General features: G+C 38.6%; 18 protein-coding genes. 3 read left to right on the top strand and 15 right to left on the bottom strand.

Annotated features, from left to right (window positions below):
• Positions 1 to 74 precede the first annotated feature (74 nt).
• The 15 genes from EHQ49_RS01370 to EHQ49_RS01440 all read right to left on the bottom strand — a co-directional run bounded on the left by EHQ49_RS01370 (position 75) and on the right by EHQ49_RS01440 (position 19,221).
• A complete protein-coding gene (locus EHQ49_RS01370) occupies positions 75 to 956 on the bottom strand; it encodes a transglutaminase family protein (protein ID WP_135575633.1) in 882 nt (293 codons plus the stop codon).
• Positions 949 to 3,483, bottom strand: a complete 2,535-nt coding sequence (locus EHQ49_RS01375) for a circularly permuted type 2 ATP-grasp protein (protein WP_135575635.1) — start codon at positions 3,481 to 3,483, stop codon at positions 949 to 951. Before EHQ49_RS01375 ends, EHQ49_RS01370 begins: the two co-directional genes overlap by 8 nt.
• Positions 3,484 to 6,741: a transglutaminase family protein gene (locus EHQ49_RS01380; protein ID WP_135575637.1), complete on the bottom strand. Its 3,258-nt coding sequence runs from the start codon at positions 6,739 to 6,741 to the stop codon at positions 3,484 to 3,486. It lies immediately after the preceding gene.
• A 2-nt stretch (positions 6,742 to 6,743) separates the two neighbouring features.
• The gene (locus EHQ49_RS01385) at positions 6,744 to 7,712 is read right to left on the bottom strand and encodes an alpha-E domain-containing protein (RefSeq protein WP_135575639.1); all 969 of its coding nucleotides are present in this window, start codon (positions 7,710 to 7,712) and stop codon (positions 6,744 to 6,746) included.
• A gap of 9 nt (positions 7,713 to 7,721) precedes the next feature.
• Positions 7,722 to 9,146, bottom strand: a complete 1,425-nt coding sequence (locus tag EHQ49_RS01390; RefSeq protein ID WP_135575641.1) for a circularly permuted type 2 ATP-grasp protein — start codon at positions 9,144 to 9,146, stop codon at positions 7,722 to 7,724.
• Positions 9,147 to 9,324: 178 nt separating this feature from the next.
• Positions 9,325 to 10,074: an SDR family NAD(P)-dependent oxidoreductase gene (locus EHQ49_RS01395; protein WP_135575643.1), complete on the bottom strand. Its 750-nt coding sequence runs from the start codon at positions 10,072 to 10,074 to the stop codon at positions 9,325 to 9,327.
• 21 nt (positions 10,075 to 10,095) lie between these two features.
• Positions 10,096 to 10,662: a YqgE/AlgH family protein gene (locus EHQ49_RS01400; RefSeq protein WP_135575645.1), complete on the bottom strand. Its 567-nt coding sequence runs from the start codon at positions 10,660 to 10,662 to the stop codon at positions 10,096 to 10,098.
• Positions 10,662 to 11,624 (bottom strand): Gfo/Idh/MocA family protein, encoded by a 963-nt coding sequence (locus EHQ49_RS01405; protein ID WP_135575648.1) that lies wholly within the window; start codon positions 11,622 to 11,624, stop codon positions 10,662 to 10,664. Before EHQ49_RS01405 ends, EHQ49_RS01400 begins: the two co-directional genes overlap by 1 nt.
• A 24-nt stretch (positions 11,625 to 11,648) precedes the next feature.
• A complete protein-coding gene (dnaJ, locus tag EHQ49_RS01410) occupies positions 11,649 to 12,776 on the bottom strand; it encodes a molecular chaperone DnaJ (protein ID WP_135575650.1) in 1,128 nt (375 codons plus the stop codon).
• A gap of 22 nt (positions 12,777 to 12,798) precedes the next feature.
• Positions 12,799 to 14,733 carry a molecular chaperone DnaK gene (gene dnaK / locus EHQ49_RS01415; protein WP_135575652.1) on the bottom strand — a complete coding sequence of 645 codons (1,935 nt, stop codon included), beginning with the start codon at positions 14,731 to 14,733 and terminating at the stop codon, positions 12,799 to 12,801.
• A gap of 22 nt (positions 14,734 to 14,755) precedes the next feature.
• Entirely contained in the window at positions 14,756 to 15,328 is a 573-nt protein-coding gene (gene grpE / locus EHQ49_RS01420) for a nucleotide exchange factor GrpE (protein WP_135575654.1), read from the bottom strand.
• 11 nt (positions 15,329 to 15,339) lie between these two features.
• The gene (gene hrcA / locus EHQ49_RS01425) at positions 15,340 to 16,371 is read right to left on the bottom strand and encodes a heat-inducible transcriptional repressor HrcA (RefSeq protein ID WP_135575656.1); all 1,032 of its coding nucleotides are present in this window, start codon (positions 16,369 to 16,371) and stop codon (positions 15,340 to 15,342) included.
• A 147-nt stretch (positions 16,372 to 16,518) separates the two neighbouring features.
• Positions 16,519 to 17,436: a sensor domain-containing diguanylate cyclase gene (locus tag EHQ49_RS01430; protein ID WP_135575658.1), complete on the bottom strand. Its 918-nt coding sequence runs from the start codon at positions 17,434 to 17,436 to the stop codon at positions 16,519 to 16,521.
• A complete protein-coding gene (locus tag EHQ49_RS01435; protein ID WP_244241293.1) occupies positions 17,429 to 18,685 on the bottom strand; it encodes a glycoside hydrolase family 172 protein in 1,257 nt (418 codons plus the stop codon). Before EHQ49_RS01435 ends, EHQ49_RS01430 begins: the two co-directional genes overlap by 8 nt.
• Positions 18,686 to 18,741: 56 nt before the next feature.
• The gene (locus EHQ49_RS01440) at positions 18,742 to 19,221 is read right to left on the bottom strand and encodes a hypothetical protein (RefSeq protein WP_135575660.1); all 480 of its coding nucleotides are present in this window, start codon (positions 19,219 to 19,221) and stop codon (positions 18,742 to 18,744) included.
• Between the two features lie 39 nt (positions 19,222 to 19,260).
• On the opposite strand from EHQ49_RS01440, the gene EHQ49_RS01445 reads away from it, so the two are divergent.
• From EHQ49_RS01445 to EHQ49_RS01455, 3 genes are all read left to right on the top strand, one after another.
• On the top strand, positions 19,261 to 21,813 hold the full coding sequence (locus EHQ49_RS01445) for a [protein-PII] uridylyltransferase family protein (protein ID WP_135575662.1): 2,553 nt from the start codon (positions 19,261 to 19,263) through the stop codon (positions 21,811 to 21,813).
• Between the two features lies 1 nt (position 21,814).
• Complete coding sequence (locus tag EHQ49_RS01450; protein WP_135575664.1) at positions 21,815 to 23,443, top strand: glycoside hydrolase family 13 protein; 1,629 nt, start codon at positions 21,815 to 21,817, stop codon at positions 23,441 to 23,443.
• Between the two features lie 157 nt (positions 23,444 to 23,600).
• Complete coding sequence (locus EHQ49_RS01455; protein ID WP_135575666.1) at positions 23,601 to 23,921, top strand: hypothetical protein; 321 nt, start codon at positions 23,601 to 23,603, stop codon at positions 23,919 to 23,921.
• Positions 23,922 to 23,986: the final 65 nt, after the last annotated feature.

The following is a 23,986-nucleotide window of genomic DNA, read 5'->3' on the forward strand; positions in this document are numbered from 1 at the left end:
TGATTTCCTTTTATCACAAACCTATGATTCTCTCTACAAAGATTCATTTTCTCTGTAAAATTTTCTAAAAGAGTTCATATTTGCTCTCGAATTACATCTACTTCTACTTTGAGTTTGTGTTTGCCACCACCAAACAAAATTCCCTTTAAAGGAGAAACATCAGCATAGTCGCGGCCAACAGCCGTGATTATATACTCTTCAGTGATGACCTTTCCATTTGTTGGATCAAAATCCATCCAACCAAATGTAGGACAATAAACAGAAACCCATGCATGTGTGGCATCGCTTCCTTGTAATTTTCCTGTTCCAGGAGGAGGTAATGTTTCTAAGTATCCACTCACATAACGAGTCGGAATCTTTAATGAACGTAAGGCGGCAATCATTAGATGCGAAAAATCCTGGCACACACCTTTTTTTTCATTTAGAACTTGATCAATAGGAGTATTGATACTGGTGGCTTTGGGATCATATTGGAATGTTTGATAAATATAACTCGTCATCTCCAATGCGGCGGCATAAACAGGTTTCCCATTCGTAAAAAACATTCGTGCAAATTCTGAATAACTATCTTTTGCTGCAATGAATGAAGAAGGTTGAATATATTCGATTGATAATAAATCAGCATCTAACGTTGATTCATGAATGAGTGAATATATTTCCTCCCAAGGTGTTGATTTATATAAATCTAAACCCGAAGCTTGGTGCGTTCGCACCGTTGATTCCACAACAACCTCTAAAGACCGATGCGGATCCTCAACTGAAAATAGAAATACTTGATTTCCAAAATAATCACGCCTAAAAGAAGAAACAACTGGTTTCGGATTTACTGTTACATGAGTTCTAAAACAATCTTGATGTGGTGAAGTCAAAGGATACATATGGGCCATGTTATGACAATAGGCAACGGTATCATCATAACTGTATCTAGTTTTATGAATTACCTTAAAATCAGCCATTACCATCACCGATCCTTGTTTGTTCTTCGGTATAGTTAAAGTATCTTGATGCTAATGCATCGGATAAATTTTTCAAATGGTTATGTAATTCTTCTAACCAAATAGAAACAGATTCTAACGGATTTTCCGATTCAAAGAAGATGGATATATCTTTCATTTTGAAGTGGGTATAAAGTTGTAACGCAGCTCGGTCTTCTGAATACACAACTTTCTCATTTTTTCCAGGTAAAAACTTAATGTCTGAATTGATTTGTTCTAACTGATATGCAAATGATCTAGGATTTGAAGTATCAAACAACAAAATATCTAATACAGATTCTTGATCAATTTTTCCACTATAACGTCTATTATAAGTTAAACGAATGTCGTTAATACGTAAAAAAGTTTCAAAAGATGCTTTATCTTTAAAACTGTCCCAACGAATCATTCCTTGTAACATCAAAATCATATTAATAGATCTTTCAATTCGACGTCCCAAGTTAAGGAAATACCAACCTGCTTCCCGACTCATATTTTCAAAAGATAAACCTGTGAGCGAAGAAAGGTTCACAACGATCTTTTGTAAAAAGTCAATAATCTGATCATAGGATTCAATTTGATGATTGGATTGATCTTCTAAATGAAGGAGAATTTTTTTCATATCATCGGAAAGCCGGTCTCGAACCGATTTAGATGCAATCACCAAACTTCGTAAGTGAAAGGCCAAACTTCCGACAACTCCACGATCCGAAGTCAATCGTTGTAATTCAGAAAATGGATTCAAAAACAACTCGCTCGCATCATCCCCTAAAAATCCTGGATAACTATTAGTTACATGCGTTACTAGTTTTAATGCATTTTCCAAGGACTCTCTTTCGTAACCATCTTCAACTTGCAAAACCTTATATGTTGCCTCACGTATCACTCTTGTTTGATTTTCGGATCTTTCCAAATACCGAGCTAACCAAAATAGATTGTCCGCGACACGACTCGGAACACCTGAACTTTTTCTGGAAATTAAAACTTGGTCTGACTTAGTAACAAGTAAGGATTCTTCTTTTTGTGTTTCGGTTGCAAGAACCCAAAGGTCTTTACTCCAAGCACCTCTTTGGCTCGTAATGAAAAAATCATCTAAAGAAGGAGAGACTCTCACCAACCCGCCGGCCATTGTCTGATAACCGGAACCTGAAGAAGAAACAAAAGTTCTCATAATCGCTCGGCCAGGTCGAAACCCATTTTCACCTAACACTGGAACCGTGGCTGAAGCGATCATCTCCTGAGCAATAAAACGATTTGGTGATGATTTTAATTTTTGTAAAAACGAATCCTTTCTGTCTCCACTCAATTCAATAAAGGTAACAGGTTTTTCTTCATCTGTGCGTGATACTGTTTTAAAAACATATTTTTCTGGATTTTGTAATACCAACTGAAAATGTTCTTTTGTTCCCATCCAATAGGTGGGAGCCATAGGAAGAATTAAATCTTCTCCTAAATAAAAACGGCATAGATCAGAATAAAACGGCAATAGCGCACGGTTTTCTAAAAACCCAGTTCCTATGGGATTGGCAATTTTTACATACCCCGAACGAACCGATTCTAAAAGTCCAGGAACTCCTAAAAGGGAATCCCCCCTTAGTTCCAATGGATCCATAAAATCATCATCGACCCTTCTTAGAATCAAATCAATTTGTTGCAAACCTTCCACGGTTTTCATATAGACTTTGTTTTTTCTAACAGTTAGGTCTTCCCCTTGGACAAGAGTATAACCTAAATAACCAGCCAAATAAGCATGTTCAAAATACGTTTCATTAGATGGTCCAGGAGTCAGAAGAACAATCACCGGCTCACGACCAGTAACGCCTGCAAGTTGAACTAATGATTTACGAAGTGACCTAAAATAAACGGCAACGCGGTGAACCATCGCATCTCGATACATACTTGGAAAAATTCGAGATAATACAATTCGGTTCTCTAAAGAATAACCGGAACCTGAGGGAGCTTGAACTCTATCATTTAAAACATAAAAATTGCCATCGGCAGCACGAATCAAATCGCATACAAAAAATAAAAGAGCTGGGTTTTTAGTAAGGAAGTGATTGGAATCATACATTCCATCACAAGCACGCAAAAAAGAAGTTTCATTAAAAAGAATTTCGGGAGGAATTTTTTTTTCGTATAACAGTCGTCTTTTGGAGTAAACATCTCTGACAAGAGCATCTAACAAATCGGCTCGTTGATTTAACCCTCTTTCTAAAACACGCCACTCTTCACTTTCCATAACCAAAGGAAACAAATCCAAATCCCAAGGTCTTTCCTTCGCTTCTGGTGAGTCCGATTGGTATAAATTGTAAGTAACACCGTTTTCTCTGAGAATTCGATCCGTATCACGCCGACGATTGACAAGTTCTGCGGGCCCGAGTTCTTGGAAAGATTTGACTAAGAACTTATATTTGTTCCGAATTTGACCTTCCCCATCATAAAGTTCATCATAAACGCCTGGAATCGTTTTGTAATTTCCGATTAAATGATAAGGATCTTGAGTCATCATCTATTTGAATGTAACCATCCTAAGATCCAATGTTGATGGGAAGGCTTTATTTTCCAATCGGATCGGTGGTAAACTTTTTCCCATCTTGTGACCATGAGTCCAAAAACGCGAAATCCGTCTAGATTCGGCTTCATATCCATTGATAGGAATGGTTTGGTACGACAATCCACCTGGATGGGACACATGATACGTACATCCTCCGAGTGCTCTATGATTCCAAGTATCGTAAACATCGAACACTAAAGATTGTTGCGCAGGGATTTGCGGATGTAAAGTAAAAACGGGTGTCCATGCTTTGAACCTTACGCCAGCAACATATTCATTCTGAACAGACGTGGCTTGCAGTGGAACTTCGTATCCGTTGCAACTCAAACGGTATCTTTCTGGATGAAACCCTTTTATTTTCACTTGAACTCGTTCTGTAGCAGAGTCTACTCCTCTCGAAGTTCCTTGCGTTGTATTTTCTTCACCAAGTACGTTCCAAGGTTCCAAAGCCATTCGTAATTCAATTTCCATTCCATCCAAATAACAAATTCCATATTGAGGAAATCGAAATTCAAAAAATGGATCAAAGTCTTTTGATAAAAATCCAAATCCACTATTTTGTAAATCTTGGATTACTTCTTTAAAGTCGCGATACACAAAGTAAGGCAACATAAAACGATCATGTAACTCTGTATTCCAATTGATCGGACTTCCATAATATGGATCTTCCCAAAACCGACAAATGATCGCCATCATGAATGCTTGTTGTATGACACTCATTTGGTAATGAGGAGGCATTTCAAACGCACGCATTTCGATAAGCCCCAAACGTCCTGTAGGTGATCCCGGATCAAAAAGTTTATCAATGGAAATTTCTGTTCGGTGAGTATTTCCCGTAATATCAATTAAGATGTTTCTTAAAACTCGATCCAACATCCAAGGCGGTGTATGTCTGTTAGAATCGATTTGTTGAAAGGCAATTTTTAATTCATGTAAGGAATCATTTCTAGCTTCATCAATTCTTGGTGATTGAGAAGTTGGCCCAATGAACATTCCAGAAAACAAATAAGAGAGTCCTGGATGATTTTGCCAATACGCCACCAAACTTCGTAAAAGCGAAGGTTTTCTTAAAAATGGACTATCACCAACAGATGCACCACCGAGAGTGATATGATTTCCACCACCAGTGCCGGAATGACGACCATCGATCAAAAATTTTTCTGCAGTCAATCGTAGTTGCGTGGCTTCTTCATATAGAACTTGCGTTTTTTCTACAATCTCTCCAAAAGAAGAAGATGGATGAAAATTGACCTCAATCACTCCAGGATCCGGTGTGATTTTAAAACGATTCAACCTAGGATCATGAGGAGCTTCATAACCTTCTAATACAATCGGTATATCTGTTTCTAAAGCTGTTTGTTCGATTGCATAAATGAGCCGGAGCCAACCTTCTAATGATTGGATTGGTGGCAAAAACACTCGAATGTTTCCATTTCTAGGTTCCACACAAAGAGCTGTCCTTGTATGAATTCCACCAATAGAATAACTAACATTTGTTGATGAAAAAGGAGACTGACCCAATTCCTTTGCTTTAGGTAAGGAGGGTTTGGGTGTCGACGGATCTTCTGGATAAGGATAATATGATTTTCCACCAAGTGAATGTAAGGGAAGCCTGAGCCCAATGGGAGAATCACCAGGAATTAAAAACATTTTCCCTCGGCGAAAACTCCATTCATCGGATATCCATGATGACTTGAAAACATCATAATCCAGTGGGATTGTATAACCGACTTCGCGATGGATTCCAGAATCAATCACTCTCAAAATACGTTCCCGTTCCATTTTATCGTAAGTGTTCAATCCATCTAACATCAATTCGGTTTCTGTTGGTAGATTTGCTTCTTGCCAAAGATAATACAAATTATCTTCATAAGCAGTATGAATTGATTTGGAAGGTATGTTTAAACGACTCCCAAGAACACTAATGAACCTTCTTGCATCTTCTGTTGTGGCTGAACCCGTATAACGATCATCTGCAAGTAAATAGGGATGGTTCCAAATGGGTTCACCATCTTTACGCCAATAAGAAATCATCGCCCAACGAGGGACAGGTTCTCCTGGATACCATTTCCCTTGGCCGTATTGTAAAAGTCCACCCGGAGCAAAATGTTTTCCCAGTCGTTTGATAAGTTGTTCTGATTTAGAATATTTTTCAAAACCTAAAGCATCAAAATTCCATTCCGGTGCTTCCCGATTCTCTGTGGAGACAAAAGTTGGTTCTCCACCAATCGTAAGTCTTATATCATTTTTTCGAATCCGTTTATCAATGGAGTCACCCAAACGAATGATTCGTTCCCAATCTTCGCCTTGGTAAGGTAAGGTGACTCTTGGAGTTTCTAAAACCCGTTCCACTCCCATATGAAAGGAAAACTCTGCTTTGGCTTTTTCTGCAAAACCATAAATCGGACCAGCTGATTCCGGTTCCGGTGTGGCCGCTAAAGGAATATGCCCTTCTCCCGTAAAAAGACCAGAGGTAGGATCAAGACCCACCCAACCAGCACCTGGGATATAAACTTCTGCCCAAGCATGTAGGTCAGTAAAATCAGATTCCGCACCAGAAGGTCCGTCCAAAGACTTTACATCGGCTTTTAATTGAATCAAATAACCAGATACAAATCTTGCAGCAAGACCCATATTCCTAAGAATTTGAACCAGTAAATAAGCAGAATCACGACAAGATCCCATTCTTGAAGAAAGAGTGAATTCGGGAGTTTGGATTCCCGGTTCCATACGGATCACATAACCAACGTCAGAGTAAATTTTTGCATTCAAAGCAACTAAAAACTCAACAGTTCTTCTCGGCGTTTTATCGATTGTTTTTAAGTATGGAGTCAGTAACTTCCCAGGTTTTTTTACTTTTAAATAAGGAGTTAACTCCTTTTTTAATACCTTATCATATGTAAAAGGAAAGTTCTCTGCATACTCTTCTACAAAAAAATCAAAGGGATTGATTACCTTTAAATCGGTTACTAAATCAACGGCTACTTGTAAGATATTGGTTTTTTCAGGAAATACCAACCGAGCCAAATAATTTCCAAATGGATCTTGTTGCCAGTTGAGAAATTTTTGTTCCGGTAAAATATTTAGAGAATAAGAAACAATATGATTTTTAGTATGTGGAGCTGGCCTAAGCCGGATCACATGCGGTGATAATTTTATCGACTTATCATATTGATAGGTTGTAATATGGGACAGTGCAACTCGTATACTCATAGTTAGTTTGTAAAAAATCGTTCCACAATTTTGGAACCTATATGATTGAGTTCTATCTGAATATCATCTAAGTATTCATGTAGACCTTTATCAAAAATGGATTTGATATTTTCTGATCGCAAACGATTCAAATAAACTGTAGTTGCATCTTGCGCTAAGTTCCTTGGCAAACCTTCCTTAATTCCTGAAATTTTTTCCAAAGCCTCTTGCATCTCTTGAATACAAAAGAAAATGGATCTAGGAAAGGTTTCATTCAAAATCAAAAACTCAGCAATATCCGTTGGATCAACACGTTTGTACTTTTGGTTGTACATCTCATGTGCAGAGGCCGATTTCAAAAGGGATAACCACTGTAATAAATCTAAAGTAGAACCCACATCATGAACAGAAGGAAGTAGAATAAAGTACTTCATATCGAGAATTCTCGTGGTTTTGTCTGCTCGTTCTAAAAATCTTCCAAGTAAAGAAAAGTTCCAAACCTCATCATGAGAGATGGTAGCATCAGAACATCCATAAAAACTTTGGCAACTTTTTCGAACTGTGCTTAGAAAGTCGGAGAGACCCATTGAAAGAGTATCTCCGTGTAACTCAGAACTTTCTAAGTAAACTTTACGATAATCTTTTACAAAGAGATAAAACTCGTTTAACACTTCCCACATAGAAGTGGAAATGTTTTCACGAATAGTTCGGGCATTCTCACGGGCTCTCGAAAGACATTGAAAAATAGAATTCGGATTCTCTTCATCAAAAGTCATAAACCTTATGACATTGACCGGACTTGGACTAGAATACCTTTTCTCAAATAATTCAATATCTCCTGTTGTATGTACGAGAGGTAACCATTGGTTGGGCACCTCTTCATGTAAGTCCAAAGATAACTGGTGATTGACATCAATAAATCTTGAGTAATTTTCTGCCCTCTCGATATATCGATTCATCCAAAAAACTGATTCGGCAACTCGGCTTAACATATAACACCTTTATCCTAGAACCCAGGTGTCTTTTGAACCGCCTCCCTGGGATGAATTGACCACAAGTGATCCTTTACGAAGCGCAACGCGAGTTAACCCACCCGGCATTACATAAATATCTTTTCCGTACAAAATGAACGGCCTTAAATCAACATGTCTTGATTCAATTTTATCTGCAATGAGTGTAGGAACTGTAGAAAGATTTAAAACCGGTTGAGCAATATAATTTCTTGGATCTGCTTTAATCAGTTCCTTAAAATCTTCTTGTTCTTGTTTACTTGCTTTCGGGCCGATGATCATTCCATAACCACCAGCACCATTTGCCGCTTTTACAACCAGGTTGTGAATGTTATCCAAAACAAATTTTAAGTCCGACTCTTCAGAACAAAGGTAGGTAGGAACATTCGGAATGATTGGTTCTTCGCCTAAGTAGTATTTAATGATCTTAGGAACATAAGAGTAAATAACTTTGTCATCAGCCACTCCAGTTCCTGGAGCATTGGCAAGGGCAACATTTCCCCTTTTAAATGCTTCAAAAATTCCTTTCACACCAAGTAAAGAGTCCGGCCTAAAACTTGACTGGTCCATAAAGGTATCATCAATCCTGCGATAAATCACATCAACTTTACGAAGTCCTTTGGTAGTTTTCATATAAACTTTATGATTTTCAACGATGAGATCGGATCCTTCGACAAGATAAACTCCCATCTTTTGCGCCAAAAAACTATGTTCGTAATAAGCAGAGTTAAAAACACCAGGAGTCCAAACAGCAATCACCGGATCCACTACGTCTGTTAGATTCTCTAACATTGATCTTAAGTGATAAGGATAGTCATAAACTTGGCGGATGTTTAACTTTTCAAAAAGTTCAGGAAAGGTTCGTTTCATCACTTCACGATTTTCCAATACATAAGATACACCAGATGGACAACGTAAGTTATCTTCTAATACATGAAAGGCACCAGCACCATCGCGCACCAAATCCGTTCCTGTAATATGAATCCAAATATCTTTAGGAGGTTTTAAACCAATACATTGTTTGAGGTATCCGGAACTTGACTCAATCAATTCGCGAGGAATGATTTTATCTTTTAGAATTTTTCCTTCTCCATAAATATCTGTTAAAAATAAATTAAGTGCTTGGATTCTTTGTTTGAGTCCTTTTTCCATACTGATCCATTCTTCACTTGGAACAATACGGGGAATAACATCAAAAGGCATGATCCTTTCTTGTTCACCACCATCACCATACAAAGTAAAGGTGATCCCAAGTGACATGAGAGCCCTTTCTGCCGAAGTACTACGTTTTACGAGTTCGATCCCACCCAAACTCTCCATTTTTGTTTTTACGAAGTCATAACTTTTGCGAGGAAAACCTTCGCTGGAAAACATCTCATCATATATATTTTTGGCACTATAGTCTGCGATAAACATGGGGGTACCCTCTGCTTACTTAGTTAGCAATATTTGTACCAAATGGAAGATATGACCCGAAAGGATGGATATCTACCCCATCCGACATAAGACAGTTAAACGAAGTGTTTTTAATGTTCAAATATTAAGCATCGGGAAAAAATTGTGAGAGGTGTTGTATATTTAGGGTACGAAATGGCTAATTTTCGGAGGATGGTGACAAATCTACTTGGGAAATTTTCTTCTTTTTTTCCTGTTTTAACCGAAATCCATAAGCCATAGTTCGGAAAAAACGTAAAAAAGGTAAAAATTTTAGTAAAAACCGATTTGCTAACTGGGAGATTTGTTCATACCTTCTCTTCTTTGGACGAAGAACCGATTGTAAAACCCGGCCAGCCAGTCGTTTCGGCTGGGAAAGTTTTGGTTCAAGAGCAATGACTCTCGAAAATCGGAACTCCCTTCCAATTTGTTTTCGAAAAGAATCCCAAAAATAATCCAAAGCAGATTTGGATGATCCATACAATCCAAATCCTGGGGTTGGAGTTTTACTCAAATCGGAACTAACTAAAACTATATGAAGCCCAACAGAAATTAAATTCGTTAATCGTTGTATGGTGTGAATCGGTGCTAAAGTATTTGCATTGAATAAAACTTTTAATCTATTCCAATCTTCCTTTTCATCTTCTGCATAAGTGACTTGTTCTGAGTTTAAAATAAAAACGTCAATTTTATCTAACGTTTCAATGGCCGATTCAATCAATCGTTCCATTTGATCTGGTTTGGAAGGATCAATTTTATACTTTTGAAGATTGGGATGGTTTGGAATTTCTTCTGGGTTCGAATCACCAACAACAACGAGTGCACCTTCAGAAAGAAGCAGTGGCAAAAGTTCCCTTCCTAAGGGAGAAGAACCAGAACTCAGCACAATCTTTTTAGACGCAAGTTTCATATCAGTAATTCATTTACTGGATCAATTGAGAGATGGATCTTTTGTATGGTCAACAAAGTATTTGTAGATTCCGCCCTTACTTCGGAGAGCTTCTCGCCAAACAACTTCAGAGTCATCTTCGCGAAAAACAATAGATTCATCCACTTGATCAGAAACAACCCAAGATAACCTGTCAAACTCACTTTCTAATTGGCCGGAAGACCAACCCGCATATCCTTGTAGAACGCGAAACTGAATCTGATCGGAAGAAAGAACTTCAATCATTGTATCAAAACTGCGTGCCATATAAATTCCCGGAACAATTTCAACGCCGGGATCTTCCGTCTGAGTACCGTTATGCAAAATGGATACGAACATATTGTCCACAGGACCACCAGAATATACCTGTTTATTGGAATAAACAGTATCCGGTAAATTTTTGATTAATGATTCCATTGTTTGGTCGGTGGGTTTGTTTAAAACCAGACCAAAAGCTCCGTCGTCGTCATGGTCCACCATAAGGACAACGGTTTTATGAAAAAAATCCTGAATCACACTGGAATTTGAAATAAGTAACTTTCCGCGAGTTGAATCAGAATTTTCTGTCATTATTTTTTGCCGTGAATTTCTTCCAGGATTTTGTAAGCAACTTCTAATGTTTTAATATCGGAATCACCCTTCACCATTGGTTCGGATTCTCCTTTAATACATTTAACAAAGTGTTCATGTTCCTGTTTGAGAGGATTGTCTTTGTGAACAAAGATTTTTTCTACGATGGATTCTTGTCGGTATTTGATTTCACCACTACCGAGTTGAGTTGTAGAACTTGCTTGTCTATGTAACTCAATTTCTTGGTTTGTAAAATCTAAAAATACATATGAATCTTTTTGAGAGATATTGAGTGTTCTAATTTTTGCTTGTGAAGCACGAGAAGCATTGAGTGATGCAACACACCCATTTGCAAAAGTAAGAACTACACTAGCAATATCTTCGTGATTGGAAACAACGGAAGATCCAACAGCTTTCACTTCTTTCACTTCAGACTTTACCAAGTTCAAAACAATATCAATGTCGTGGATCATCATATCCAAAACAACACCAACGTCAGTGATACGACTGTTGTAAGGTGCTATCCTTCTAGATTCGATGAGGAGTGGATGTTCGGCAATTTTTCCGAGTTCCAAAACAGCTCCATTAAATCTTTCCACGTGTCCAACTTGCAAAATTAAATTGTTTTGTTTTGCTAAAGTTACAAGTTCTTTAGCTTCTTCGACAGTTTGCGAAATAGGTTTTTCTACCAAAACATGTTTCTTTTCAGTTAATGCTTGTTTTGCGATTTTATGATGAAGGAACGTTGGTGCTGCAATGACGATAGCATCTGTTTCCTTCAACAATTCTTCCACCGTAGGAAACGCTTTTGTTTTGTGTTTTTCAGCAATTTGAGTGGCGCGTTCCAAGTTGGCATCAAATATTCCGATGAGTTCAGCATCAGAAAGCTGTTTAGCAACGTTTACGTGGTATTGGCCCATATGACCAGTACCAATGACTCCGAGTCGGACTTTTTTATCCATAGATGCTCTCAATACTCCAAAAGTTCAGCGGAAAAACAACTTAGATTTTCCGCCACTGCCGACCTTTTCGCCGGACTCACGGGCAAATTCTTCCATAAGTTCTCTCTGTTTTTTAGAAAGTTTCTTAGGAATTTCTACTTTAATGATCACGTGTTGATCCCCTTTGCCATAAGAACCAAGATATGGGATTCCATGTCCTTTCAATCGGAAGATTTGTCCACTTTCCGTTCCTTCTGGAATTTTAAGTTGGATGGTTTTTCCGTCGATGGAAGGCACTTCAATCTCACCACCAAGGCAAGCCATGGACAAAGAAATTGTTTTTTGAACAATTAAATCGTTTCCTTGGCGTTCAAAAGTTGGATGTTTTTTGATATGTGTGACCACATACAAATCTCCACTTGGGCCACCGTTCGGGCCAGACTCACCTTCACCAGAAACTTTGAGTCGGCTACCAGATTCAACACCTGCAGGAATTTTAATATGAATGGTTCGTCTTTTCTCTGTTAGTCCCTCACCCTTACAAGTTTTACAAGGATTGGAAATGACTTTTCCTTTTCCTTTACAACGAGGGCAAGTGGTAGTCACACTAAAAAATCCTTGGGTCCTTCGCACCTGGCCTGTTCCCGAACAATCAGGACACACGGTAGGTGAAGATCCTTTGGAGGCTCCCGATCCAGAACAATCCACACAAGTTTCCAGTCGTGGAATTTCTATTTTATATTCTTTTCCAAGAGCTGCGTCTTCTAAACTAACTTCTAAATTATAACGTAGATCCGATCCCCTTTGAGGACCGGACCTTCTTCCACCACCGCGGCTACCGCCACCACCTCCGCCTCCGAAAAATTCACTGAAGATGTCGCCAAAGTCACCAAAGATATCGGAGAAGTCTGTATAAGCTCCTGCTCCGTATCCTCCGCCGGCTCCAGCGTTTACACCTGCTTTGCCGAACTGATCATAAGCTGCACGTTTTTGTGCGTCACGTAACACTTCGTAGGCTTCGGTTGCCTCTTTGAATTTTTCTTCCGCTTCTTTATCACCCTTATTTTTATCAGGGTGATATTTAATGGCTAACTTACGATAGGCGCTCTTGATCTCATCATCAGAGGCACCTTTCGAAACGCCTAATACTTCGTAGTAACCACGGTCGCTCATAGTTTTACTTCTTTTTCTCTATTTATTTTTTATCTTCATCAACTACGGTGTAATCCGCATCAACGACCTTTTCGCCACCGGCAGAAGATTCACTTGCACCTTGACCAGCAGCACCTGCTTGGTCTGCACCCGGAGCTCCTGCTTCAGGACCAGCTTGCGAATAAATCTTTTGTCCAATTTGCATTGCGACTTCTTGGATAGAATCACGAGAAGCTTTCATTCTTTCTACGTCACCAGATTCCATTGCTTCACGGCCGCGTTTGATTTCGTCCTGAGCTCTTTGTTTTTCTGATTCGTCGAGTTTGTCAGCTGATTCACCGATGGTTTTTTCTAATTGGTAAACAATTGCTTCCAATTCGTTTTTAGTATCAGCGGCTTCGCGAAGTTTTTTATCTTCTTCTGCGTGTGCTTCTGCATCTTTTACCATCTTTTTGATTTCTTCTTCAGACAATCCGGAAGAAGATTCAATACGAATCTTTTGTTCTTTTCCTGTTCCTAAATCTTTCGCAGATACATGAACAATACCGTTTGCGTCGATATCAAATGTTACTTCGATTTGAGGTACTCCTCTTGGTGCTGATGGAATTCCCACTAAGTCAAAACGACCAAGTGTTCTATTGGCACTAGCCATCTCACGTTCCCCTTGTAATACATGAACCGAAACTGTTGTTTGGCTATCTGCAGCAGTAGAGAACACTTGAGATTTTCTTGTAGGAATGGTTGTATTTCTTTCGATGAGTTTTGTCATCACTCCACCGAGAGTTTCAATACCAAGAGATAGTGGAGTTACATCGAGTAACAATACATCTGTTACATCACCTGCAAGAACTCCCCCTTGGATTGCAGCACCAACAGCTACCACTTCATCAGGGTTTACAGATTTATTTGGTTCTTTACCAAAAATTTCTTTTACAAGAGCTTGCACCGCAGGGATACGAATCGATCCACCCACAAGGATAACTTCATCGATTTCGCTCGCTGATAATCCTGCATCTTTTAATGCATTGATACATGGAATACGAGTTCTTTCAACAAGTGATCTTGTAATTTCATCAAACTTTGCTTTGGTGAGTGTCATATCCAAGTGTTTTGGACCAGAAGCATCTGCTGTGATGAATGGAAGGTTGATTTGAGTGGAAGATGTTCCAGACAACTCGATTTTAGCTTTTTCAGCAGCTTCTTTCAAACGTTGTACTGTGTTTTTATCTCCAGAAATATCAATTCCTGTTTGTTTTTTGAATTCGTCGATCATCCACTGCATAACCACGTTATCAAAGTCGTCACCACCAAGATGAGTGTCCCCATTTGTGGATTTTACTTCGAATACGCCATCACCAAGTTCGAGAATGGAAACGTCAAAAGTTCCACCACCTAAGTCATATACGGCGATCTTTGCGCTAGTTTTTTTCTTATCAAAACCATAAGCAAGCGCTGCTGCTGTTGGTTCGTTGATGATACGTTCCACTTCAAGGCCTGCAATTCGTCCTGCATCTTTTGTTGCTTGTCTTTGTTCGTCATTGAAGTAAGCCGGAACAGTCACCACTGCTTTTTTTACTTCATGGCCAAGAAAGTCTTCCGCTGTTTTCTTCATTTTTTGAAGAACACGAGCCGCAATCTCTTGTGGAGTGAATTCACCAGAAACGGTTTCAAATTTGACACCGTCATTTCCAGCACGGATCACTTTGTAAGATACCATCTTTGATTCGTCACCAGCTTCGTTAAAACGACGACCGATAAAACGTTTCGCAGATCGGATTGTATTGATTGCATTCGTAATTGCCTGGTTCTTTGCGAACTGACCTACAATGGTTTCACCCTTTGCGGTAAAGGCAACAATCGAAGGAGTGGTTCTTGCCCCTTCTGAGTTTTGAATGACAACAGGGTCTCCACCTTCCATAACCGCCACACAAGAGTTAGTGGTTCCTAAATCGATACCGATAATTTTTTCCTTAGACATAGTCTTCTCCTTCTTACTAATATTAACTTTGTGGTTTTCCCACTTTCACACGTGCAGGGCGAATAGATTGTTTGTTTTCACCTTCTTCATGGTAATAACCAGCTTGGTAAGTTTCCACAACAGTCTCTTCTGTAAACTCTGCACTTTCCTCAGAAGCAATTGCTTCCATAAGCATAGGATCAAACGCCATTCCTTTCGGATCTAAACGTTTGATTCCTTCTTTTTCCAATACGGAATAAAATTCCTTTTGAACCATCTTGATCCCTTCAACGAAAGCGACTACTTCCGGAGTTTGGTTCGGAACATTAGAAACTCGTTCTAAGTTGTCCAAAGCACCTGTTAGGCCTTCTGCGAACTTCTTGATGGATTCTTTTCTTGCATTTAACAAGTCGTTTGCAGTTCTACGTTTGTAGTTTTGAAACTCCGCACGTTCTCTTAACCAAGAATCTTTTAACGTCTCGATTTCCTTTTTAGCGTTATCGAGTTCTTTCTCGGCACCTTCTACTGCTTGTTCAATGGCTTCATCCGACATGGCCTGTCCTTCTTCGACTACCACAGTTTGTTCATCCACGGATTGGTTTGTTTCTTCTGCCATTTTTCCTCCTACTATCTGCTCAATTTCGTTATCATTTCTGAAACTAACTTCGAGGTGAATTCAATCAAAGGTAATGCTTTGTTGTAATTCATCCTCTGAGGACCAATGATTCCCATGGAACCAATCCTCTTTTCTCCCATACGGTAATTAGTTGTAATGATGGTTACGCCACCTAACTTCTCGTTGCCGTCTTTTCCGATAATGGTATAAACACCATCCATCGGAACATAATCGCTAAAAAACTCTTTGAGGAACTGTTTTTCATCAAATAGATGCAGGATGTTTTCTAATTGTTCCTCTTCATCCTTAAAGTTTTCGTATAAGTTTTTTAATCCATCGATATATAAATTATCAACGGACAAACTGTCTGATCCCATGGCCCTTGCAATGGATGGTGCAAATTGAGAAAATCCTTCTGGACCTTCTTTTTTTATCATCATCTGAGGAATCAGATTACTTTGAATTTCATGAACATCAAAACCTTTGACGTTATCATTCAAATACCTTGAAATTTGGTACAAAGTCTCTTGTGAGATGTGATAATCGAAAAATATATTTCGATTGAGCACAGTTCCTGACCGCATAACAAGAATCATAAGAACCTCTCCACCGTTTACATGGATGAGTTCTATATGTTTGAGTGTATCAAGTGATCCTTCCGGACCGAGAACCACACTCGCCGATTGTGAAAGGGAAGCCAATACTTTGGATGTCGCAACAAGCACCTGATCCAATCGAAATTGCATCCGAAGATATTCTTCTTGGATCCTTTGTTTTTCGCGCATGGTTAACTCAAAAAGAGTTACCAAACTATCCACATACAACCGGTAACCTCGTTCCGTCGGAATCCGACCTCCCGAAGTGTGACGTGCCACAATGAAACCCATCTCTTCTAGTTCTGCTAGGCAAGACCGAATGGTAGCCGGCGAAACTCCGATATCGTATTTTTCAGAAAGGGTTTTGGATCCGACCGGTTTGTTGTCCGAAACAAATTCCTCAACCAAAGCTTTCAAAATAGAACGATGTCTAGGCGAAAGATCCATATCCTTCTTGGCACTTCCTTTAGCACTCTGATGATTAGAGTGCTAATCTATGCTTAAAGTTTACGGATTTGGGATTTTTTCGTCAAGCAGGAAGGGAATTGGAGTCTGGAAATTTAGCAGAGTTTAGAAGAATCTGCTAAATTTATGTCACACTGGATAAACTTGGATCTGATTGCGGCCATGGTTCTTGGCTTGGTAGAGAGCAATGTCCGCTAACTTCAAGATTTCCTCTGGTTTTTGGATGGGATGCACTTTGGTGTAACCTATACTCAGAGTGATATTGAGGTAATAATTATCGAAAATGAAAAACCGGTGGTTTTCGACGGATTCGCGGAGTCGGTCAAGAACAATGGTAGCTCCTTCGGTTGTGGTATCCGGTAAGATACAACCAAATTCTTCCCCACCAATCCTTCCGATCGTATCCTCTTCCCTAAGGCAATCCACAAAGATATTGGCCATTTTTTTCAAAACCAAATCCCCAATATCATGACCATAGGTGTCGTTAATGACTTTGAAATGATCGATGTCGAGAACTGCAAGAACCGATTCACGGTTGCGGCGTTTGACGGTAGCGACCGTTTTTTGTAAACTTTCAGAAAAGGAACGTCTGTTTGGCAACATGGTGAGTTCATCCATATAAGCCAGGCGTTTCAAACTATTGATGAGAACGTTTTTTTGTTCCTCGAGTCTTCTACGTTCCCGTACATCTCGAATGATGGCCGCATAAAAGACCTGGTTTTCGTTACGAATCATAAAGGCACGGATTTCTACAGGGATGGTCCCTTTCGGTTTTGTTACAAGTTCCAGTTCTTTTAAAAATCCGGCGATATAATGGGAATCATTGGAGCTAACAAAGGTTTCAATGGAACTTTGTTCTCCCCGTTCGTTGGGAGGGAATAGGAAGGAAAATGTTTTCTGATGTAACTCTTCTTCTGAGTAACCAGTTAACAACTGTAACGCTAAATTACTATAAAGTATATTGTTATTTGTATCTAAAACGACAATTGCATCGATCGATTGGGATACAATTTCTCTCGCAAACATATTTGTATTGATCTCATTCATTGCCCCAAATTTCCCCATAACCTTTTTCGCTTCGGAATGAATCCCGCCATTTATGGATGTGACGAAAATTAATCTCCGGTTTGTTGACACGGAATTCTTTTTTCGGCAAAACCTTCATTGGTTTTGGATTCAGACCTTGATACCAATAAGCAACAGAGATTAAATCTAAGGTCAAGGAATTTGCATGCCCATGCTCTAGTAAGAATAGGAAATTTTTTTCAAAACGAATGGGGGATTCTACCCAAAATCGATACAAATGAGTTCTACCTAACCAACCAATCGAATCAGAAACTCGTGGATATCCGAAGTATGGATGCATAAAGATTTCTTTTGGTGACCAAGCTGTGTTAAAAACATCTTCGGTTCCTGTTCCTTTTAGATTGGCTACTGTTTGGTTTCCATCAATGAAAATCAAATCATCCCCTTCACCATACCAAAGTGGTGTGGGAGAATCCACATACAAATTTAGGCCAATGAACTGACCTTTACCTTCTGTTTCGAGAACTGAGAAATAATTTTCCTTTTTAAAAACTGTTTTTTCTGTTTCACCAAGAAGTCCCCATTCGTTTTCTTTCCCATTTGTCGTGTTAGGTTGTGTAATACCTCGGTTCCACTGCGCAAAAAAACGTAAATTGGAACTTAGAGGTTCCTTCCATTCTTCATAATCAATATAAAAATAAAAATTACTGATATCTTCGTCCGATTCATTTTCAATTTCTATCTTTGCACCTGATTCGAAGGGCATAGGAAAGTAAGAATTCATAGACTTTCCTTTTTTGGGAGCCGCCACAAGCGGGGCAGAATTCATAATGTATTCTTCTCCCCAACCTTGACCAAAAAATTCACCTAACGGAACTTCCACGGATGGATGGGTCTGGTTGTCCCAATACATCCGAATCACAGCGTTTTTTCTGGCCATTACATCTTTGCTGGCAAGGGTCATCCAAATATGTTTGATCACACCTCTTGTTTTGATCTCTGCAATGGTTACTGTTTTTTTCTTTGGAATTTTGATAAAGTCATCATTTCCATTGGTAGGATCAGCACTCGATACTCTTTGGTTGCGATAAGTTTTCTCCTTCCAAATCGAAGATTCCCAACCATCAGCAAACAAAAGATTGGTGGAAAGGTAAAATATTCCGATCAGGAGAATTTTGATTCTTTGATTGGGAAAACGAAATAGGTTCGTCCCGAAAGCATTTAGAAATGAAAGATTAGGAATGTGCATAAAATTATATCTCAGTTTCATTTATCATTGAATGTTTTCAAATTTGATTTGATTCTCATGGTGAAGTGAACCAGTATTTATGATTTTTTCCCGCGATTCACGAGTGTAAGAAAAATTCCTGCTTGTACAAGGGACTGTAAAAAGATTTCAAATACCACATAAATATGAATCGAAAGGGAAACTTCTGGAATCAAAAATACCATTCCTTCCAAACTTCCTACAGCAGGGGAAATGGCTGCAAGACCACCAAGGATCGTTCTCATCCAAACCAAAACAAACATTTGTTTGCTGAAGGTTTGTAAACGAAACCAGTCCCAAATCAAAATTAAAAAACTTACAATTAAAAATGCCTGAAAAATCAAAGACGGAAACAACCAAAACATAGCTCTAGACCAAACGGCGCCATCGTTTGCCGTGACAAGAAACAATGGGAAAACGGCAGCCTCTCCTTCATAATATTCCTTCATTACCAACTGAAAGTAAGGAATGGAAACGAGAAGATAGGCGGAAAGATGGCTGAAAATAAACTGAATTGTGATTTTAATCTTCGGATTCATGTTAAAGTTGTCCAATAAGGTAGGAGATCCCATCTTAACATGATGAAATCAGAACTCAAGGCAAAACTGCAAAGGACCTTTCCAAAAGCCAAAACAGTTTCCTCCGGCAGACTCTTCACACGCCAGTTGAGTAATCTAGTAGACGATGCCATTCGGACTCTTTTTTACGAAGTCTCCGATGGAATTCCGCTTAAAGACCATCTTTGTTTGATTGCCGTGGGGGGTTATGGTCGCCGGGAACTAGCTCCATATTCAGACATCGACCTTCTCTATTTACATGACGGAAAACTTTCTGACAAAGTCCTCGGCGAAATCATATCAAAAATTAATACATTCTTATATAACAACGAAAAGGAAGTGGGGCACTCCTGCCGCACTATCAAAGAATCCTTTTTGTATTTGGATCAAATCGAAACCTTCCATGCTGTTCTTGATTCGCGATTTCTTGTGGGCTCTGAAGTTCTTTTTCAAAAATACAAAACAGATTTTTTAGAAAAAATTCCTGAAAAAAAAATCAAAGGATTCAATGAATGGAAGTTGTCTTATCTTCGAGAACGAATCATCAATTCTTATAATCCTATCCTTCTTTCCGAACCTAATATTAAAAATGATCCATTAGGACTTCGTGATATACAACATATGTATTGGATCGAAAAAACAAACCCTTTACTTGATTCTGCTGAAGGTGGAATTTTTGATTTTTATTTGATTGGAGATAGTCTTCCCCTATTATCAGCTTATGATTTTTTAATTCTCACAAGATCAGCTCTTCATATCATTAGCGGGCGGAAAAACGATCGATTGGATTTAGGGCTACAAGCTGAGGTGGCTGAATTTTTAGGTTTTGGACCAAAAAACGAAATTAAAACTCTCGAATCCTTTATGAGTCAATTTTACAAAGCCCAAAAGGAAGTGTATTTTTACATTGGAACCTATTTGGATGAAAAAACAAATAGCAACAAAAAACGTATTCACAAAGAACTTTCCAATCCAGATAGTTTGTATGATGACATCATTCAATTTTTTGCAGAGTCCCAATTAAACGAAGAAGAACCATCCAGGATTGATTTAAACGAAATCAGATTCGCATCACACTTCTTAGATGATGATTTCAAAAACCAAAAATCTGTTTTAGATACTTTTTTATCGATGTTACGTCAGAAAAAAAGAATCGGGCATACACTCACACTCATGCATGAATGTAACATTTTAGGAAAACTAATCCCTGAATTTGGAGCTTGCACAAACTTTCCACTCTTTAGTTATCATCATCAATACACGGTGGACGAACATACTCTTCTTATTTTAAGAGAACTTGATGTTCTCATTGCCGACTTATGGGAAGATAGACAGGTACAAGACGTTTTTAACGTATGTGAAAAAATCGAAATTTTAGCACTAGCGATTCTCATCCATGATGCAGGAAAAGTAAAGGAAGGTGATCACAGCCAATATGGTGCAGAGCTTGCTCTCATTATTGCAGAACGTTTTCGTTTGTCAGAGGAAGATACAGAACTTTTACGTTTCCTTGTCGCAGAGCACATTGTGATGTCCGAACTTTCTTCCAAAAGAGATATTTACGACCCCAAACTCATATCTTCCTTTGCCAAACAGTTTTCGAATGAAAACACCTTGCGGTTGTTATATATTCTTACCATTATCGATACAAAATCGGTAGGGCAAGGAATCCTAACCAACTGGAAAAAGGAAATTCTCCACTTTCTATTCACATCCACTTTGACCTATTTACAAAAAAAAGGAAATCAAGCGGATACCCAAGAACGGATCGAATCCACTTTGGAGACATACTTAGTCGAAAAAGAGGGTCTCACTGCCGAACAATCCGAACATATTGTTGAGTTTGGAATGAAAATTAAACCTTCTTCCTACTTAAATTACAATACTCCAAGACGAGTGTACCAACATTTTATTTTACTTTCTGAATGGAAAATCTCGGGACTTCCCTTCCGAATGATCACAGAGCGAGAACCAGCTTTTGTGACTTTGTCCATTTTTGCACAATCCGACAAACAAATGTTACTTGATTTATCAGGAACTATCTCCTCATTAGGACTTAATTTAGTAGGATTACGTTTATTTAGAACAGAGGAAGACCAACTCATCTTACAAGCGCAAATCACCGATGAATATGGAAGTGGTGAGATCGCAGAACAACAAATTTTGGACATTGAATCTACACTTGCTGACTGTATCGAAGGGAAAACGAATATCGAAGATTTGGCCTCCACAACGAACATTTGGAAAACTCTGCCACAAATTCCTGATGGAATGGTAGAGGAACTGGTAAAATTTGCCAACGACCTTTCTGAATCTTATTCTGTATTAGAAGTCAGAGTCCCCGATTCTATTGGACTTGTGTATCGAATTCTAAAAACATTACTCGACTTTGAACTAGAAGTGATATTTGTTAGGATCTCAACCAGTGCGGATTTTGCTTACGACTCCTTTCATATCCAAACTAAAAATGGTAAAAAAATTGAAGATACGGGACTACTACTCGCAATCAAAGAAAAAATCCTCTCTGTTGCAAGAGTAAAAGAAAACCAAGGAATCATGGAGATTAACTTTTAATATGGTATGGTGGAAAGAAGCAGTTATCTATCAAATCTACCCGCGTAGTTTTCAGGATTCCAATGGAGACGGGATTGGGGATTTAGAAGGAATCATCCAAAGGTTGGATTACCTAGCAGGTTCCAAAGATTCCCTTGGGATTGATGCCATTTGGTTATCGCCAGTTTACCCCTCTCCCATGTTTGATTTTGGTTATGATATCTCTGATTACGAAGAAATTGATCCTGTTTATGGTGACATTCAGACCTTTAAACGGTTGTTAAAAGAAGCTCACAAACGTGGAATTCGAATCATAATGGACCTGGTAGTCAACCATACCTCTCACCTCCATCCATGGTTTATTGAATCCCGATCCTCAGTTAATAGTCCCAAAAGAGATTGGTACATTTGGAAAGAACCAAATCACGGTGGACCACCTAATAATTGGCTCGGTGCATTTGGTGGTTCTGGATGGGAATATGACAAACGAACTGGCGAATACTATTTCCATTCTTTTCTTAAAGAACAACCAGATCTCAACTGGCGTAACCCCGATGTTGAAGATGCCATTTTCAAAATGATGAAGTATTGGTTGGATATGGGCGTTGATGGATTCCGATTGGATGTAGTCAATTTATATGTAAAAGATGAGTTTTTACGTAACAATGCTTCTTACTTTATGAAAGGCCCAAGACCTTACGATAAACAAGTTCATGCCTATGATCGTGACCGTCCAGAAATGCACGGGATTCTTCGTCGTATGCGTAAACTTCTAGATTCCTATTCCGAAAAACGAATGTTTGTTGGTGAAATCATGCAAGATTTTCCTGGAAATGTTCTCCTTCCTGCAACTTACTGTGGCCGTGATGATGAATTACATCTTGCATTTAATTTTATGTTCCTTTTCTCTCCTTGGAAAGCAGAACGATTTTTTCAAATTGTAAAAGATTTTGAATCTGCTCTCGGGGAAGATAATTGGCCCAACTATACTCTTTCTAACCACGATTTCCCACGTCATATCACTAGGTACGAAAAAGGTGCTGATACAAAAGCACGTGCGGAACTTGCCGCCTGTATGATGTTAACTCTTCGTGGCACTCCATTTCTTTATTACGGTGAAGAGATTGGAATGAAACGCCAGAAAGTTGCTTATAATAAAATCCAAGATCCAGTAGGTAAACGTTATTGGCCTTTCCATCCAGGCCGTGACCCTGAACGAATTCCTATGCCTTGGAATGGTTCGGATACCACTGGATTTACAACAGGAAAATCATGGCTTCCTTTGTATGAAGATGCAAACTCGGTCAACGTGGAATCTCAGAAAGAAAATCCAAATTCACTTTTTTTTACTTATAAAAAACTGATTCAGTTAAGAAAAGATAGGAAGTCATTAAGAAAAGGTAAACTAAAAGTATTACTTAGTACAAACAAACAAGTGCTTTACTATCGACGAAGAGAAGGTAAAGAAGAAACATATGTATTCTTAAACTTCTCATCAAAACCAATAAGTGTTTCTTATCCAAGAAAATGGGTGTTAAACGAAATTTTATTTAGTTCAGCAAACAGAACTTCCTCTTTTGAATTAGAAAAGGAGTTGGACACTGGAGATTTAGTTTTGTTCCCAAATGAAGCTGTTATTTTTGCAAAATAGAAAATTTTTAAGAAACAATTAAATCTAACATTCAGTATTAATAAAATTGAATTAGATTTAGAATTGTTTTAAACTGTTGACAATTCTCCTTTTGGGAATTCGCTGGCAGTAGATGGTTCAAGTAATGACAAAGACTATCGCAAGTAGGATCGCGATCATGCTATTCTCACTTGTATTCATCAGTACAAACACTGAAGGGTACCCAGCGAGTCTTACGACCAACGTTAAAACAAAATCTTACAATACCTCAAGTTTGTACGATTTAAACGTATTCCTTAACAATATTTCTGAACCAACCGAAGAAGAAGCCAAGTTAGATTCACTTCACCAAAATCACATTCATTCATCTTTATCTTCGTATATTCCCTCACTTGTTGAAATTTCCTCTGAATATTTAAGTTTCCGTCTTCAGGAACCCATTTCCAATCAAATCTTAAAAAGACAGAAGAACCGCGCCCCTCCCCAAAATTCCATCTAACATCTTTTACCTTGAATGGCGCATAATTGTTATGTCGCCGGATGATCTTAGATCAAAATCATTTG

It is taken from the genome of Leptospira perdikensis (assembly GCF_004769575.1).
Lineage (GTDB): Bacteria > Spirochaetota > Leptospiria > Leptospirales > Leptospiraceae > Leptospira_A > Leptospira_A perdikensis.

What these genes read in the sequence shown, in the direction of transcription:
- EHQ49_RS01370 (WP_135575633.1), bottom strand. Translation starts at nt 956, where the DNA reads ATGGCTGATTTTAAGGTAATTCATAAAACTAGATACAGTTATGATGAT.
- EHQ49_RS01375 (WP_135575635.1), bottom strand. Translation starts at nt 3,483, where the DNA reads ATGATGACTCAAGATCCTTATCATTTAATCGGAAATTACAAAACGATT.
- EHQ49_RS01380 (WP_135575637.1), bottom strand. Translation starts at nt 6,741, where the DNA reads ATGAGTATACGAGTTGCACTGTCCCATATTACAACCTATCAATATGAT.
- EHQ49_RS01385 (WP_135575639.1), bottom strand. Translation starts at nt 7,712, where the DNA reads ATGTTAAGCCGAGTTGCCGAATCAGTTTTTTGGATGAATCGATATATC.
- EHQ49_RS01390 (WP_135575641.1), bottom strand. Translation starts at nt 9,146, where the DNA reads ATGTTTATCGCAGACTATAGTGCCAAAAATATATATGATGAGATGTTT.
- EHQ49_RS01395 (WP_135575643.1), bottom strand. Translation starts at nt 10,074, where the DNA reads ATGAAACTTGCGTCTAAAAAGATTGTGCTGAGTTCTGGTTCTTCTCCC.
- EHQ49_RS01400 (WP_135575645.1), bottom strand. Translation starts at nt 10,662, where the DNA reads ATGACAGAAAATTCTGATTCAACTCGCGGAAAGTTACTTATTTCAAAT.
- EHQ49_RS01405 (WP_135575648.1), bottom strand. Translation starts at nt 11,624, where the DNA reads ATGGATAAAAAAGTCCGACTCGGAGTCATTGGTACTGGTCATATGGGC.
- dnaJ (WP_135575650.1), bottom strand. Translation starts at nt 12,776, where the DNA reads ATGAGCGACCGTGGTTACTACGAAGTATTAGGCGTTTCGAAAGGTGCC.
- dnaK (WP_135575652.1), bottom strand. Translation starts at nt 14,733, where the DNA reads ATGTCTAAGGAAAAAATTATCGGTATCGATTTAGGAACCACTAACTCT.
- grpE (WP_135575654.1), bottom strand. Translation starts at nt 15,328, where the DNA reads ATGGCAGAAGAAACAAACCAATCCGTGGATGAACAAACTGTGGTAGTC.
- hrcA (WP_135575656.1), bottom strand. Translation starts at nt 16,371, where the DNA reads ATGGATCTTTCGCCTAGACATCGTTCTATTTTGAAAGCTTTGGTTGAG.
- EHQ49_RS01430 (WP_135575658.1), bottom strand. Translation starts at nt 17,436, where the DNA reads ATGAATGAGATCAATACAAATATGTTTGCGAGAGAAATTGTATCCCAA.
- EHQ49_RS01435 (WP_244241293.1), bottom strand. Translation starts at nt 18,685, where the DNA reads ATGAAACTGAGATATAATTTTATGCACATTCCTAATCTTTCATTTCTA.
- EHQ49_RS01440 (WP_135575660.1), bottom strand. Translation starts at nt 19,221, where the DNA reads ATGAATCCGAAGATTAAAATCACAATTCAGTTTATTTTCAGCCATCTT.
- EHQ49_RS01445 (WP_135575662.1), top strand. Translation starts at nt 19,261, where the DNA reads ATGATGAAATCAGAACTCAAGGCAAAACTGCAAAGGACCTTTCCAAAA.
- EHQ49_RS01450 (WP_135575664.1), top strand. Translation starts at nt 21,815, where the DNA reads ATGGTATGGTGGAAAGAAGCAGTTATCTATCAAATCTACCCGCGTAGT.
- EHQ49_RS01455 (WP_135575666.1), top strand. Translation starts at nt 23,601, where the DNA reads ATGCTATTCTCACTTGTATTCATCAGTACAAACACTGAAGGGTACCCA.